The sequence below is a fragment of the Dietzia sp. MNB45 genome (genome assembly GCF_051994785.1).
Classification (GTDB): domain Bacteria; phylum Actinomycetota; class Actinomycetes; order Mycobacteriales; family Mycobacteriaceae; genus Dietzia; species Dietzia kunjamensis.
Genome location: NZ_CP163397.1, coordinates 2,505,166 through 2,519,584, shown reverse-complemented (window position 1 = coordinate 2,519,584; position 14,419 = coordinate 2,505,166). Strand labels below are relative to the sequence as shown.

General features: G+C 71.2%; 12 protein-coding genes. 9 read left to right on the top strand and 3 right to left on the bottom strand.

What is annotated here, in order from left to right:
- The first annotated feature begins 68 nt into the window (after positions 1–68).
- From AB5G72_RS12040 to AB5G72_RS12030, 3 genes are all read left to right on the top strand, one after another.
- The gene (locus AB5G72_RS12040; protein ID WP_154828321.1) at positions 69–1,322 is read left to right on the top strand and encodes an NADH:flavin oxidoreductase; all 1,254 of its coding nucleotides are present in this window, start codon (positions 69–71) and stop codon (positions 1,320–1,322) included.
- A 108-nt stretch (positions 1,323–1,430) separates the two neighbouring features.
- A complete protein-coding gene (locus tag AB5G72_RS12035; protein WP_154828319.1) occupies positions 1,431–2,294 on the top strand; it encodes an SDR family oxidoreductase in 864 nt (287 codons plus the stop codon).
- A 5-nt stretch (positions 2,295–2,299) separates the two neighbouring features.
- Positions 2,300–2,698, top strand: coding sequence for a DoxX family protein (locus tag AB5G72_RS12030; RefSeq protein WP_096907104.1), 399 nt, complete (start codon positions 2,300–2,302; stop codon positions 2,696–2,698).
- Between the two features lie 37 nt (positions 2,699–2,735).
- Here AB5G72_RS12030 and AB5G72_RS12025 read toward each other — a convergent pair whose 3' ends face one another.
- Complete coding sequence (locus AB5G72_RS12025; protein WP_440221493.1) at positions 2,736–3,764, bottom strand: mechanosensitive ion channel family protein; 1,029 nt, start codon at positions 3,762–3,764, stop codon at positions 2,736–2,738.
- Positions 3,765–3,947: 183 nt separating this feature from the next.
- On the bottom strand, positions 3,948–5,459 hold the full coding sequence (locus AB5G72_RS12020) for a dolichyl-phosphate-mannose--protein mannosyltransferase (protein WP_120283937.1): 1,512 nt from the start codon (positions 5,457–5,459) through the stop codon (positions 3,948–3,950).
- A gap of 66 nt (positions 5,460–5,525) precedes the next feature.
- Between AB5G72_RS12020 and rsmI the strand changes: the two genes are divergently transcribed.
- Positions 5,526–6,365, top strand: a complete 840-nt coding sequence (rsmI, locus tag AB5G72_RS12015; RefSeq protein ID WP_440219962.1) for a 16S rRNA (cytidine(1402)-2'-O)-methyltransferase — start codon at positions 5,526–5,528, stop codon at positions 6,363–6,365.
- A gap of 14 nt (positions 6,366–6,379) precedes the next feature.
- Here rsmI and AB5G72_RS12010 read toward each other — a convergent pair whose 3' ends face one another.
- A complete protein-coding gene (locus AB5G72_RS12010) occupies positions 6,380–7,609 on the bottom strand; it encodes an aminodeoxychorismate synthase component I (protein ID WP_440219961.1) in 1,230 nt (409 codons plus the stop codon).
- Between the two features lie 99 nt (positions 7,610–7,708).
- Here AB5G72_RS12010 and AB5G72_RS12005 point away from each other — a divergent pair, with 99 nt between their 5' ends.
- The 5 genes from AB5G72_RS12005 (at position 7,709) to rsmA (ending at position 14,418) form a co-directional block, all read left to right on the top strand.
- Complete coding sequence (locus AB5G72_RS12005) at positions 7,709–9,283, top strand: BCCT family transporter (RefSeq protein WP_440219960.1); 1,575 nt, start codon at positions 7,709–7,711, stop codon at positions 9,281–9,283.
- Between the two features lie 79 nt (positions 9,284–9,362).
- The gene (gene metG, locus AB5G72_RS12000) at positions 9,363–11,201 is read left to right on the top strand and encodes a methionine--tRNA ligase (RefSeq protein WP_440219959.1); all 1,839 of its coding nucleotides are present in this window, start codon (positions 9,363–9,365) and stop codon (positions 11,199–11,201) included.
- 9 nt (positions 11,202–11,210) lie between these two features.
- Positions 11,211–12,077 carry a TatD family hydrolase gene (locus tag AB5G72_RS11995; protein ID WP_120283932.1) on the top strand — a complete coding sequence of 289 codons (867 nt, stop codon included), beginning with the start codon at positions 11,211–11,213 and terminating at the stop codon, positions 12,075–12,077.
- Positions 12,078–12,301: 224 nt separating this feature from the next.
- A complete protein-coding gene (locus AB5G72_RS11990; protein ID WP_132061700.1) occupies positions 12,302–13,492 on the top strand; it encodes a resuscitation-promoting factor in 1,191 nt (396 codons plus the stop codon).
- Positions 13,489–14,418: a 16S rRNA (adenine(1518)-N(6)/adenine(1519)-N(6))-dimethyltransferase RsmA gene (rsmA, locus tag AB5G72_RS11985; protein WP_067713441.1), complete on the top strand. Its 930-nt coding sequence runs from the start codon at positions 13,489–13,491 to the stop codon at positions 14,416–14,418. The genes AB5G72_RS11990 and rsmA overlap by 4 nt, the downstream gene beginning before the upstream one ends.
- Position 14,419: the final 1 nt, after the last annotated feature.

Here is a 14,419-nt window from a genome sequence, read left to right as displayed (position 1 = left end):
GGCGATTCGTGGCAAATGCGCTGGCCAGACAGGGGACGGGGTGGGTGGAACAGGTTATAGTTCTGCTCATGAGTCTCGCGCCCGGAACACCCGCACCCGACGTCTTCAGCCCCGGCAAGATCGGCAACGTGACGCTGCGCAACCGCATCGTCAAGGCCGCGACCTTCGAGGGGCGCTGTCCCAAGGGGCGCATCACCGACGAGCTCATCGAGTTCCACGCCGAGTACGCGCGCGGCGGCGTGGGCATGACGACCGTGGCCTACCTCGCGACCTCCCCCGAGGGCCGCACCGACAAGCACCAGTACCACTGGGGCATGGACGACGGCGGCATGCTGCGCAAGCTCACCGACGCCGTGCACGCCGAGGGCGCCGCGATCTCCGCCCAGGTCGGACATGCCGGGGCCGTCGCCAACGGTTCCTCCAACGGGCTGCCCCCGCTCGGGCCGTCCCGGATCCCGGCGCCCACCGGTCTCGCCATCACCAAGCCGTGCACGGAGGCGGACATCGACCGGATCGTGGAGGACCACGTCCGCGCCGCCCGCGGTGCCCACGAGGCCGGCTTCGACGCCATCGAGGTGCACTTCGGTCACAACTATCTCGTCAGCGAGTTCCTCAGCCCCAAGCTCAACCGGCGCAAGGACTCCTACGGCGGATCGCTGGAGAACCGCGCCCGCTTCGCCCGCCGCATCGGCCGCGCCATCCGCGACGCCATGGGCGACAAGATCGCGGTGACGATCAAACTCAACATGGACGACGGCGTGCCCGGTGGGTTCTGGATCGACGAGGCCCGCCAGGTCGCCCAGTGGCTCGAGCAGGACGGCTCCGCCGACGCGCTGGTGATGACAGTCGGCAGCTCCCTGCTCAACCCCATCTACCTGTTCAAGGGCGCCGCGCCCCTCGAGGAGTTCGCCGCCACCCAGCCCGCGGTGATCAAGATGGGCATGAAGGTCGTGGGTCCGAAGATGTTCAAGGAGTACCCGTACACCGACGCGTACATGTTCGACGACGCCCGGCAGATCCGCGAGGCCGTGGACCTGCCGATGATGCTGCTCGGCGGGATCGTCGACCGGCCGTCCATCGACAAGGCGATGGGGGCCGGTTTCGAGTTCGTCGCCATGGGCCGAGGCCTGCTGCGTGAGCCCGACCTGCCCAACAAGCTCAAGGAGGACGACCGGCGTCGGTCGCTGTGCGTGCACTGCAACCGCTGTATGGCCACCATCTACAGCGGCAGCCGCTGCGTGCTGCGCGAGTACGTCCCGCCGATCCCCGCCCGCGGCGGCCACGACACGCTCCAGGCGACGAGCCCCACGCCACCCGTGTAGAGCGGACGCGCCCGCCCGTCCCCGCCTCACGTGCCCCGTCGGGCCGCTACGGTGATCACATCGGGTGGCCCGCCGCTTTTCGATCCGGGCCCGGACGTGGGGGAGTAGATGTCGAGGCGACGGATCAAGAACTACCGGGGCAGGGTCTGCGTGGTGACCGGCGCGGCCAGCGGGATCGGTCGCGCGGCGGCCCTCCGGCTCGCGGATGAGGGCGCCCGCTTGGTGCTCACCGACCTCAACGCCGAGGGGCTGGCCTCCGCCGAACAGGCCTGCCGGGACGCCGGTGCGCCCGTGCTCGTGGCCGAGGCGCTCGATCTCACCAACCACGAGGCCGTGATGGCGTTCGGGGCGCGCGTCGTGGCCGACAGCGGTGCGCCCGACGCGATCTTCCACGTGGCCGGCAACTCGGCCTGGGGCCGCCCGGATCTGCTCGAGCACCGGATCTGGCGGTCGATGGTCGAGGTCAATCTCATGGGCACCATCCACGTGGTGGAGGCGTTCGTGCCCGCGATGATGACCGCCCGCAAGCCCGCCGCGCTCGTCCTGGTCTCGTCCGCCGCCGGTCTGCTCGGCCTGCCGTGGCACGCCGCCTACAGTGCCGCCAAGTTCGGGATCCGCGGCGTTGCCGAGGTCCTGCGCTTCGACCTGGCGCCGTACGACATCGGCGTGCACCTCGTCTGCCCCGGCGGCGTCGACACCCCGCTCGTGGAGACCGTCGAGATCGCGGGCGTCGACAGGTCCGATCCCGAGGTGGCCAGGACCGTCGACCAGTTCCGGCGCCACGCGGTCACCCCGGACCAGGCCGCCGAGAAGATGCTCGAGGGCGTGCGCAAGGGGCGCTACCTCGTCTACACCTCCCCGGACGTCCGCATCGGCTTCGCCGCGCAGAAGTTCGCCCCGCCGCTCTACCGGATCGCGATGATGGCCCTCCACCGCCGACTCGCCAAGGCCGGCCGGGACATCCTCCCGTGAGGGGGATGGAGACCCTCCGGGACGCCGCGATCCTCCTGGCCCGTGTCGGGCTCGGGGTGGTGTTCGCGGCCCACGGGTGGCAGAAGTTCTTCACCCTCGGCCTGAGCCGGGTGGCCGAGCAGTTCTCGAGCTACGGCATCCCGCAGCCGGCCGTCACCGCCGCGATCGTCGCCGGGGTGGAGTTGGTGGCGGGGGCCGCCCTCATCGCCGGGCTTCTCACCCCGCTCGCGGGCATCCTGCTCGGCGTGGACATGGCCGGCGCGTTCTACTTCGTCCACGCCACCAACGGCCCGTTCATCACGCAGAACGGCTGGGAGCTCGTGGTGGCGCTCGGGGTGGGGGCGCTGCTCGTGGCGGCGGTCGGCGCCGGCCGGTTCAGCATCGACAGGGTGCTGGGCGGCTAGCGCCGACCGGGCGGGGACGGCTGTCGCCGCCCGGGCCTCACCCCGAGGCCATCGCGCGCATCGCGGACACCGGGAGGCCGTCCGGGTACGGGGCGTCGATGCCGGCCTCGTCGAAGGCGTTGCGGATGCGGCGCCGCAGCTCCCGCTCGGTGGCCCACTGGGTGTTGGCCTGCGTCACCGCGGTCATCCGCAGGGACCAGAAGTCCGCGTCCAGCGCGTTCACGCCCTGGAGCTCCGGGCCCGAGATGAGGTTCGACGCGATCGGCTCCTCGGACGCCGCCTGCCTGGCGGTCTCGATGGCCACGGTGCACGCCCGGTCGACGTCGGCGGTGTAGGACACGGGGATCTCGAGGAACGCGACGCCGAAGTCCTGGCTGTAGTTCCCGACCCGGGCGATGTCGCCGTTGCGGCAGTACCAGAGCGTCCCGTGCAGGTCCCGCAGTGAGGTGACGCGCAGTCCCACGTGCTCGACCGTGCCCTCGGCCTCGCCCAGGTCGACCCAGTCACCGACGCCGTACTGGTCCTCGAAGAGCATGAACAGACCGGAGAGGAAGTCCCGGACGAGGGCCTGGGCGCCGAAGCCCAGCGCGACGCCGACGATCCCGGCGGACGCGATGAAGGGCGCCACGTTGACGCCGACGATGGCCAGGGTCTGCAGCACCACCCATACGAGCACGGCGAACGAGACGATCGACTTGAGCACCGACCCGATGGTGGCCATCCGCTGTGCCCGCCGTTCCGCGCGTCGATGCTCGGTCCGCACGTGCTCCGCGGAGCGTCGTCGACTGTTCTTCTTCAGACTCGCGGCGGTGAGACCGCCACTCTCGTCGGCGGTGACCTCACCGCGGTCGCCGTCGGGGTCGAGTTCGACCGTGTGCGCGTCGGCGCGCCGGTCGGCCCGTTCCTGTCGGCGGCGCCGCCACGAGGACGGGGACGCGTTCTTCGACGGGGCGGTGATCCGGTCGATGCCCCGGTGGAGCACCCACCGCACCAGCAGCGCCAGCACGAGGTACAGGGCGATCATGACCGGCTTCTCGACCAGCCACTGTTGGGTCACGTCGCTCATCGGGAGATCGGCGAAGGGAAGGGATAGCTCGTTCACTGCCGCGACGGTACTGACCGCACACCGTCGGCGACACCTCGTCCCCGGCCGCGGGGCGCGGGGATCAGGCGGCGCCGAGCCGGTGATCAGCACATGCTCAGGGGGCGGGATCCACGTGCGGGTGGGGACCTCGCGGGGGCGACTGCGCTAGCGCCAGGAAGGTAGCCAGAGCTGGTGACTCCACTCGGTCTGGGTGATGGGCATCCCCGAGAGGATGGGCAGCGCGTAGATGAAGTTCACCACGACCAGCGCGAGGTACAGGCTGACGATCGCACGACCGATGAGTTGCCGCCGGGGGGAGTCGGTGGCCCTGCCGGCGATCTCGCCCAACACGAGCGCGATCATCATGACGAAGAACGGCGCCATGACCGAGGCGTAGAAGAAATACATCTGGCGGTCGTGCTGGAAGAACCACGGCAGATAGCCGGCCATGTAGCCCACCAGTGGGAACGCGTAGCGGCCGTCACGGCAGATGACTGCGCGCCAGAACGCCCACGCCAGGACGGGGACGGCCAGCCACCAGATGGCGGGGGTCCCCAGGAGCATGATCGCGCGGACGCACGAGGTCTCCCCACAGCCGGCGATGCCCTCGCCCTGCTCGACGTAGTAGAGCATCGGTCGCAGGCTCATGGGCCAGGTCCACGGCTTGGACTCCCAGGGGTGCCGGTTCCCGGCGGAGGTGGTCAGCGTGGAGTGGAAGTCCAGGACCGACGACTGGTAGTACAGCCACGACTGCACCGAGTCGGGCAGCCAGTTGTCCTCGACCTCGTCGCCCACGACGTGCCGGTACACGGAGTTCTCGTTCGCGAACCAGGGCAGCCACGTGAACATGTGCAGGATCGCCGGCCAGAGGACGAGGGTGAGGAAGGCCGGCACCGCGTCGCGCAGCAGTGCGCCCGCGAGGGGGCGCTGGACCCCGTAACGGCTGCGCAGAGCCCAGTCCCACGCCACGGTCATCACACCGAAGAAGGCGATGAAGTACAGGCCGGACCACTTGACCCCGAGGGCGAGGCCCAGCATGACGCCGGCTGTGAAGCGCCACCAGCGGAATCCCAGTCGCGGTCCCAGGCTCGACAGGTGGAGCCTGCCCTCGAGGGCGGTCCGGTGCATGCGGGCGCGCATCTGGTCGCGGTCCACCAACAGGGCGCCGGCGGCCGCGACGACGAAGAGCACCTGGTAGATGTCCAGCATGCCGATGCGGGAGGTCACGAAGCTGACGCCGTCGAGGCACAGCAGCAGCCCGGCGACGAGGCCGAGCTGGGTGGACCGGGTCAGGCGCCGGGTGATGCGCATGACCATGAGCACCACGAGCACCCCGGCCAGGGCCGCGGTGAACCGCCAGCCCAGGGGGGAGTAGTCGAAGAGCATGCCGCCGATGGACTGGATCTGCTTGGCGACGGGCGGGTGGACGACCAGGCCGTAGGCGGGATTCTCCTCGATGCCGAGCTGGGCGACGTTGTACGACTGCGGTGCGTAGTGCTTCTCGTCGAAGACCGGGGTGCCCTTGTCCGTGGCCGAGGTCAGGCCCCAGAAGCGGGAGAGGAACGCCAGGACCAGGATGACGCCGGTGGCGATCAGGTCGCGGGTCGTGTCGACCGGGCCGGTGTCGGGGGCGGGCAGCGGGCGTCCTGGTGAGCGCACGCCGATGGTCGAGGTCACAGGCAGAGCATAGTGGGGGCCGTGCGCCGGGCGGGGATGCGCCCGGCCACCGATAGGGTGGTCGTCATGACGTCCGGACGTGTCGTGTTGGCGGCCACCCCCATCGGGAACCCGGCTGACGCCTCGGATCGGCTGCGGCAGGTCCTGGCGACCGCCGACATCGTGGCCGCGGAGGACACCCGCCGGCTGCGTTCCCTCTCGACGGCTCTCGGGGTGACCATCGGGGGCCGGGTGATGAGTTTCTTCGAGCACAACGAGGCCGGTCGTGTGCCCCAGTTGGTCGAGCGGGTCCGCGCCGGGGACGTGGTGGCGGTGGTGACCGACGCGGGGATGCCGGCGGTGTCCGACCCGGGGTACTCGCTGGTCGTGGCGTGCATCGAGGCCGGGCTCCCGGTGACGTGTCTGCCGGGTCCGTCGGCGGTCACCACGGCGTTGGTGCTCAGCGGGCTGCCGGTCGACCGCTTCTGCTTCGACGGGTTCCCGCCGCGGCGCCCGGGCCGACGCCGGACGTGGTTGGCCCGGCTGGCGGCGGAGGAGCGCACGTGTGTGTTCTTCGAGTCCCCGCACCGCCTGGCCGACACGCTCGCCGAGGCGGCGCAGGTCCTGGGCGCGGACCGCCGGGCGGCGGTGTGCCGGGAGTTGACCAAGACCTATGAGGAGGTCCTGCGCGGGACCCTGGGCGAGCTGGCCGAGCGGACCGCCGGCGGCGTGCTGGGGGAGATCGTCGTGGTGGTCGAGGGGGCCGACGCCGCCGGGTCGACCGCCACTGTCGAGGACCTCGTGGAGATCGTCGAGGAGCGGGTCGAGGCGGGGGAGCGGCTCAAGGACGCCTGCGCCGCCGTGGCCGAGGGGTCGGCGGTGACCAAGCGGGACCTCTACCAGGCCGTGCTCGACTCACGCGCCTGAGGGGGCGCGGCGGCTCAGAGCCAGGGCGCGGGCCCGCCGCCCCAGGTGAACGCCGCCTTGTGCACGCATTCGTCCCATTCGGCGTCCGGGTCGGAGTCGATGGTGATCCCGCCGCCCACCCCGAGTTCGCAGCGGCCGTCCGGCGCCACCTCGAGGGTGCGGATGGCCACCGCCAGGTCGAGGGTGTCGGCGGTCGCGAGCCCGTAGGTGCCGCAGTGCAGGCCGCGGGACCGCGGCTCCCAGCCGGCGATGAGTTCCCGGGCACGCTGCTTGGGGGTGCCGGTGACCGAGGCGGGCGGGAAGGTGGCGGCCACGAGGGCGTCGTGGTCCACCGAGGTCCGCGCCGTGACGGTGGAGACCAGGTGGTGGACGCCGGGCGCGGGACGGACGGCGAGCAGGTCGGACACCCTCACCGAACCCACGTCCGCCACACGTCCGAGGTCGTTGCGTGCGAGGTCGACGATCATGATGTTCTCCGCGACGTCCTTGGCGGAGGCGAGGAGCTCGGCGGGGTCGCGGTCGGCGGGCACCGTGCCCTTGATGGGGCTGGTGCGGACGTCGTCGCCGGTGCGCACGAGGAACTCCTCGGGGGAGAAGGCCAGCACCGCGCCCCACTCGCCCTCGAGGTACGCCGACCGCGCGGCGGGGGCGCGGCGGGCCAGGGAGAGGAACGTCTCGAACGGGTCCGCGCGGAGCCTGCCGTCGAGGCGGGTGCTCAGGCAGGTCTGGTAGACCTCGCCGGCGCGGATCGCCTCGAGGCAGTCCACCACGGCACGTCTGTGCGCGCGTCGGTCGGGGGCGGCCCAGGTGAGGGGGATGCCGACCTCGTCGTCGTCGCCACCGTCGTCGCCAACGCCCTCGTCGTCACCGGCGCCCCCGGATGACGGCGGCCCGTACCGTCGGACCACCTCGTGCGGGTCGGGGGCGGTGCCGTCGCCCCGCCACCGGCCGTCCGGGTCGAGCGTGAGCATGCCCGTGGCCGTGCCGCGGACCGCCGCGGGCAGGAGGGGGGCGTCGCCCGCCACGTGGTCGGGGAAGGAGCGGAACCCGACGACGACGAGGTCGCCGTCCGCCGAGAAGACCTGCTCGGTCCGGGTCGGCCGTAGGTCCACGGACGGGATGATCACCGCCGGGGAGTCACGCCAGTCGCCGAGGAACGCCGCCGGGGGACCGATCCCGAGGGCCCGCGCCCGCACGTGGAGAGCGCGCAGGAGCGCCGGCACGGCGGGGGTGGAATCGGGCACCGTCCGATCGTGCCACCCCGGGGCGTCGAATCCACGCCAGGGCCCGATAAGCGTTTTAATATCTTGCGCTCACCTTGGATTGTTGACAGGGTTCGACGTATGCCAAAGTCACGAGAGAAAGCTTTCGACGCGTCGAAAGACGGCCCAGAGGACCCTGTGCGCGGGCCCCGTCCGGGCGTCGACTTCACGGTCCTCGTGCCCACCACGATCATCGCGCTCATCGTGGTGATCTGGGGCTCGTTCTACACGAATTCGTTCGAGAACGCCGCCGGTGAGGCGTTCTCGTTGGTGGTGGACACGGTGGGATGGCTGTTCATCCTCGTCTCGACCACGGTCGTGGTCTACGCGATCTACCTGGCCCTCTCCCGGTTCGGCGGCATCCGCCTGGGCGGTGACGACGAGAAGCCGGAATTCTCCACGCGGTCGTGGATCGCCATGATGTTCGCCGCGGGTATGGGCATCGGGCTGATGTTCTACGGCGTGTCCGAGCCGCTCACCCACTTCCAGGAGCCGCCGCCGGGGCAGGAGCAGCAGTACGACGTGGCCATGGCCACGACGACGTTCCACTGGACCCTGCACCCGTGGTCGATGTACGCGATCGTCGGGCTCGCGCTCGCGCTGGCCGCCTACCGCTTCAAGCGCGGCCACCTCATCTCCCAGGCCTTCGTCCCGCTCATCGGCGAGAAGCGGGCCGCGGGGTGGATGGGGAGAGTCCTCGACATCGCGACCATCCTCGCGACGATCTTCGGCACCGCCGCCTCGCTCGGCCTGGGCGCCCTGCAGATCCGCGCCGGGCTCAACGAGACCGGTGCGGTCAGCGGTGGCGGCATCGCCCTGGTCGTGGGCGTCATCGTGGTCCTGGGCCTGGTGTTCCTCGCCTCGGCTGCCTCCGGGATCAGCCGCGGCATCCAGCTGCTGTCGAACATCAACCTCATCCTGGCGGTGTCGCTCGCGCTGTTCGTGGCGATCTTCTCCGGCGCCCTGTTCTTCATGCTCGACCTCATCCCCACCACGATCGGCACCTACTTCTCCGACTTCTTCGACATGGCCTCCCGCACCGCGGTGAGCGAGAACGGTGAGGCCGCCGAGTGGCTCTCCGGGTGGACGGTCTTCTACTGGGCGTGGTGGATCTCCTGGTCGCCGTTCGTGGGCATGTTCCTGGCCCGCATCAGCCGTGGGCGCACCGTGCGCGAGTTCATCATCGGCGTGGTCCTGATCCCCAGCACCCTGTCGGTGATCTGGTTCTCCATCTTCGGAGGCTTCGCGCTTTATCTCGAGGAGGCCGGACGCAGCGTCTTCGGCGACGGGTCACTCGAGCCGCAGCTGTTCAACCTGCTCAGCGAGCTGCCGCTCGCGCCCGTGCTCATGGTGGTGGCGATGGTCCTCATCGCCGTCTTCTTCATCACCTCCGCGGACTCCGCGTCGATCGTCATGGGCGGAATGGCCCAGCGCGGCGTGGAGGAGCCGACCCGCTGGCTCGTCATGCTCATGGGGTCGTTCACCGCCGCCGTGGCGATCATCATGCTCGTGGCCGGTGACGGTGGCGGCGACGCCCTGTCGAGCCTGCAGAACATGACGATCATCGCCGCCTCGCCGTTCGTGCTGGTGTTGATCGCGTTGTGCGTGTCCATCCACAAATCGCTCTCGCGGGATCCCGCGGCCGAGGAGGCCTGACGCGACCCCGGGGTGGCGCCGGGCGTGCGGGTGTACGCCCGGCACGGCCGCCGCGGACGTGACCACTAGTCTGTAGCCCATGGCGAAGACAGTCCTGACCGCGGTCGCATGGCCGTACGCGAACGGCCCCCGGCACATCGGACACGTCTCAGGGTTCGGGGTGCCGTCTGACGTCTTCTCGCGCTACCAGCGGATGGCCGGCAACGACGTGCTCATGGTCTCGGGCACCGACGAGCACGGCACGCCACTCCTCGTGCAGGCCGAGAAGGAGGGCGTGCCGGTCCAGGAGCTCGCGGACCGCTACAACCGCGTCATCGTGGACGACCTGGCCGGCCTGGGGCTGAGCTACGACCTGTTCACCCGCACCACCACGCGGAACCACTACGCGGTGGTGCAGGAACTGTTCCGGGGCCTGCACGCCAACGGCTACATGGTCGCCAAGACCACCACCGGTGCGGTGAGCCCGTCCACCGGGCGGACCCTGCCGGACCGCTACATCGAGGGCACCTGCCCCATCTGCGGTGACGACGGTGCCCGCGGCGACCAGTGCGACAACTGCGGCAACCAGCTCGACCCGGCGGACCTGAAGAACCCGGTCTCCAAGATCAACGGCGAGACCCCGAAGTTCATCGAGACCGAGCACTGGTTCCTCGACCTGCCCGCGCTCGCGGACTCGCTGGGGGACTGGCTCAAGGGGCGGAAGGACTGGCGACCCAACGTCCTCAAGTTCTCGCTCAACCTGCTCGAGGACCTGCGTCCGCGCGCCATGAGCCGCGACATCGACTGGGGGATCCCCATCCCGGTGGAGGGGTGGCAGGATCGCGGCGACAAGAAGCTCTACGTGTGGTTCGACGCCGTGGTCGGCTACCTGTCCGCCTCCATCGAGTGGGCGTGGCGTTCCGGGGAGCCCGAGGCGTGGCGGCGCTGGTGGACCGACCCCGAGGCCGTGTCCCACTACTTCATGGGCAAGGACAACATCACCTTTCACTCCCAGATCTGGCCGGCCGAGCTCATCGGCTACGACGGCCGGGGCGCCAACGGCGGCGAGCCCGGGGCGCTGGGCGCACTGAACCTGCCCACCGAGGTGGTCTCATCCGAGTTCCTCACCATGTCCGGGTCCAAGTTCTCGTCCTCGCGCGGCGTGGTGATCTACGTACGCGACTTCCTGGCCGAGTTCGGCCCCGACGCGCTGCGCTACTTCATCTCGGTCGCGGGCCCGGAGAACCACGACACCGACTTCACCTGGGACGAGTACGTGCGCCGCACCAACTCCGAGCTGGTCGGCGGCTGGGGCAACCTCGTCAACCGCACCGTGTCGATGGCACACAAGAACTTCGGCGAGATCCCGCGGCCCGGCACCCTGACCGACGTCGACGCCGAGCTGCTGCGCGAGGCGGAGTCGGCCTTCGCCACCGTCGGCGCGCACCTCGAGCGCTCGCGGTTCAAGGCCGGCGCCACCGAGGCCATGCGCATCGTCGGCGCCGCCAACCGCTACATCGCCGCCACCGAGCCGTGGAAGCTGGCCAAGGAGCCCGACCAGCGCGAGCGTCTGGGCACCGTCCTGCACACCGCGCTGCAGGTCGTCTCCGACGCCAACACGCTGCTCACCCCGTACCTGCCGTCCGCCGCGCAGCAGATCCACGGCGCGATCGGCGGGCAGGGCGTGTGGGCCGCCGCCCCGCAGGTGCTCGAGGTCACCGACGACATGCCGGTCGAGCTCGTCGGAGTCGGGCTGCCCGACGCGGGCCGCAGTTACCCGGTGATCATGGGTGACTACGCCGCCGAGCAGGCGCGGTGGGCGCGCACCGAGATCACCCCGGGCACCCCGCTGGCCAAGCCCAGCCCGCTGTTCGCCAAGGTCGACCCCGAGTTGGCCGAGACCGGGCCGAGCTGGGCGCCCATCCAGCAGGAGGACTGAGGCGACCGTATGGGTAAGCGCAAGCCCCGCCCCACTCCCGTCCTGCCCGAGTCGCTACCCGGGCTCGTCGACGCACACACGCACCTCTACTCCTGCGGACACCGCACCGCCGACGAGGTGCGCGCCGCCGCAGACCGCGCCGCGCTCGCCGGGGTCGCGGCCCTGGTCACGGTGGGTGACGACCTGGCCGAGTCCGAGGCCGTCGTGGCCGCCGCCGAAGCTGACGAGCGGGTGTACGCCGCCGTGGCCGTGCACCCCACCCGGGCCGCCGAGATCACCGACCCCGAGCGCGGCGAGCAGGTGCGGGCGCGACTGCGCGAACTCGCCGCCCATCCGCGGGTCGTCGCGGTCGGGGAGACCGGCCTCGACCACTACTGGGTGGGAAAGATGGACGGCTGCGCCGACCCGGCCGAGCAGGAGGAGTCGCTGCGCTGGCACGCCGGGCTCGCCGCCGAGCTGGGCAAATGCCTGATGATCCACAATCGCGAGGCCGATGACGACCTGCTGCGTGTGCTCGCGGAGGTCGCCGGCCCGGGCTCGGGCATCCCGCACGTGATGCTCCACTGCTTCTCCTCGCCGCTGGAGGTGGCGCGGGAGGCGCTGGACCGCGGGTACGTGCTGTCGTTCACCGGCAACGTCACGTTCAAGGCCAACGACCACCTGCGCGAGGCGGCCCGCCTGGCCCCGGCCGGGCAGCTGCTCGTGGAGACCGACGCCCCGTACATGGCTCCCGAGCCGTTCCGGGGCGCCCGCAACGAGCCCGGCCTGGTGGGTTACACCGCCCGGGCGATCGCGGAGGTCCGGGGGCAGACGCCGGAGGACTTCGTGTCGGAGGTCGCCGACACCGCCCGCGCCGTGTTCGGCCTGACCGTCTGACGGGCGGGCCCGCCCGGGCCGACGACCGGTGTGGCGCGTGGTACTCGTGAGGGCTGAGTGGCGAATGTAACGAAACGTGACCTGAATACCTCGTCGTCGTCGACTCGTTCCCGCATGTCACGAGGGTCACGTTGCCCCGGCGCTGTCCGCTCGTTACGCTATCGTGATGAAACGCGAACGGCTGTACGGCAGTTCGCGGAGCTACCCGAGGAGAGAACCGACAAGTGGTTGACGACGCACGGACCGACACCCCCACGGGCGCCCGACCCACCGCGACCCGGGGCATGCTCGCCCCCGTCAAGCGACTCCACGAGTCCCGCTCCACCATGCTGCGGCTGTCCGTCGCCGGGATGCTCACCACCCTCGTGGTGGGCGGGGTGGCGGCGCTCGACCAGCGCACGCAGTACACCCTCGAGGTCGACGGCGAGCAGGTCGAATTGGTGACCTTCAGCTCCGACGTCCACGCCGCGCTCGCCGACGCCGGCTACAGCGTCGACGACCGGGACGTGGTGATCGCGCCCGGCGACCGCATCGACGACGGCGACACCGTCACCCTGCTGCGCGCCCGGCCCGTCACCGTCGAGGTCGACGGTCGCAGCGAGCAGGTGTGGACCACCGCCACCACCGTCGCCGACCTCGTGGCCGAGCGCGACGACGTCCCGCCCCGCAGCTACGTCAGCCCACGCATCGACGCGGACGTCCCGCTCGACGGCACCACCGTCTCCGTGGTGACCCCGCGCGAGGCGCTGCTGTCCGACCACGGCGGCCCCGCCACCCCGATGGCCTCACCCGGTGAGACGGTCGGGCAGTTCCTCGAGCGCGCCGGCATCACCCTCGGCCCGCTGGACACTGTCACCCCGGCCCCGGACGCCCCCGTCGAGCCCGGCACCGAGGTCACCATCACCCGCGTGGCCGTCGCCGAGGAGACCGCGGTCGAGCAGTTCGAGGCCCCCGAACAGACCACCGAGGACCCCGAGGCCACCGAGGGCGAGCGCACGGTCGTCGATCCCGGTGCCCCCGGCGAGCGCGAGGTCGTTTACACAATCACCCGCGTCAACGGTGTCGAGACCGAGCGCGCCCGCGGCGCGGAGAAGGTCCTCACCGAGGCCCGCCCCGCCGTCGTCCGCGTGGGCACCAAGCCCAAGCCCGCCGCGCCGGCCGTCTCGAACGGCGGCGTGTGGGACTCGATCGCCCAGTGCGAGTCGGGCGGGAACTGGAGCATCAACACCGGCAACGGGTACTCCGGCGGGCTGCAGTTCGCCGCCGGCACCTGGACCGGCCACGGCGGCGGCCAGTACGCGCCCAGCGCGCACCTCGCCACACGTGAGCAGCAGATCGCGATCGCCGAGAAGGTCCGGGCCTCGCAGGGCTGGGGCGCCTGGCCCGCCTGCACCTCCAAGCTGGGTCTGCGCTGACCGGCCCGGACGCGACCTTCCGCGGGCAGGCCGACCCTCTCGGCCCGCAGGAGGTGCGCGCGCTCGCGGAGGAACTGGGCATCAAGCCCACCAAGACCCTTGGACAGAACTTCGTCCACGACGCCAATACGGTCCGCAAGATCGTCACCGCCTCCGGCGTGGGCCGAGACGACACGGTGATTGAGGTCGGGCCGGGCCTCGGGTCGCTGACCCTGCCGCTGCTCGACGCCGCCGGCCACGTGGTGGCCGTGGAGATCGACCCCGTGCTGGCCACGCGCCTGCCCCGGACCGTGGCCGAGCGGGCCCCGCAGCTCGCCGACGCACTGACCGTCGTGGGCGCCGACGCGCTCGCGGTCTCCGGCGCCGACCTGGGCGGCCCGGGGGTCCCGCCGCCGACCGCGCTGGTGGCCAACCTGCCCTACAACGTCTCCGTGCCCGTGCTGCTGCACATGCTCGCCGAGGTGCCGACCCTGCGCACCGCGCTGGTGATGGTGCAGCTCGAGGTGGCCGATCGCCTCGCCGCCGCCCCCGGCTCCCGCGTCTACGGGGTGCCCAGCGTCAAGGCCGGGTTCTTCGGCACCGTCCGCCGCACCGGCACCGTCGGCCGCAACGTCTTCTGGCCCGTCCCCAACGTCGAGTCGGGCCTGGTGCGGATCGACGCCTACCCCGAGGCCCCGTGGGACCTGGGCGAGGCACACCGGAAACGGGTGTTCGCGGTGGCCGACGCCGCGTTCGCCCAGCGTCGCAAGACCCTGCGCGCCGCCCTTTCCGGGTGGGCGGGCTCCGGCGCGAACGCCGAACTCGCGCTGACCGAGGCCGACGTCGACCCCAAGGCCCGCGGTGAACAACTCACCACCGCCGACTTCGTCCGGATCGCCGAGGCGGCGGTGCGGCTCGGGATCGGACCGGCGCACCGGGAGCCGTAGG

Excerpts from the sequence above, each read along its gene's own strand:
- AB5G72_RS12025 (WP_440221493.1), bottom strand. The coding sequence starts at position 3,764 with ATGAGCGACGTGACCCAACAGTGGCTGGTCGAGAAGCCGGTCATGATC.
- AB5G72_RS11995 (WP_120283932.1), top strand. The coding sequence starts at position 11,211 with ATGGGTAAGCGCAAGCCCCGCCCCACTCCCGTCCTGCCCGAGTCGCTA.
- AB5G72_RS12005 (WP_440219960.1), top strand. The coding sequence starts at position 7,709 with ATGCCAAAGTCACGAGAGAAAGCTTTCGACGCGTCGAAAGACGGCCCA.
- AB5G72_RS12030 (WP_096907104.1), top strand. The coding sequence starts at position 2,300 with ATGGAGACCCTCCGGGACGCCGCGATCCTCCTGGCCCGTGTCGGGCTC.
- metG (WP_440219959.1), top strand. The coding sequence starts at position 9,363 with ATGGCGAAGACAGTCCTGACCGCGGTCGCATGGCCGTACGCGAACGGC.
- AB5G72_RS12035 (WP_154828319.1), top strand. The coding sequence starts at position 1,431 with ATGTCGAGGCGACGGATCAAGAACTACCGGGGCAGGGTCTGCGTGGTG.
- rsmI (WP_440219962.1), top strand. The coding sequence starts at position 5,526 with ATGACGTCCGGACGTGTCGTGTTGGCGGCCACCCCCATCGGGAACCCG.
- AB5G72_RS12040 (WP_154828321.1), top strand. The coding sequence starts at position 69 with ATGAGTCTCGCGCCCGGAACACCCGCACCCGACGTCTTCAGCCCCGGC.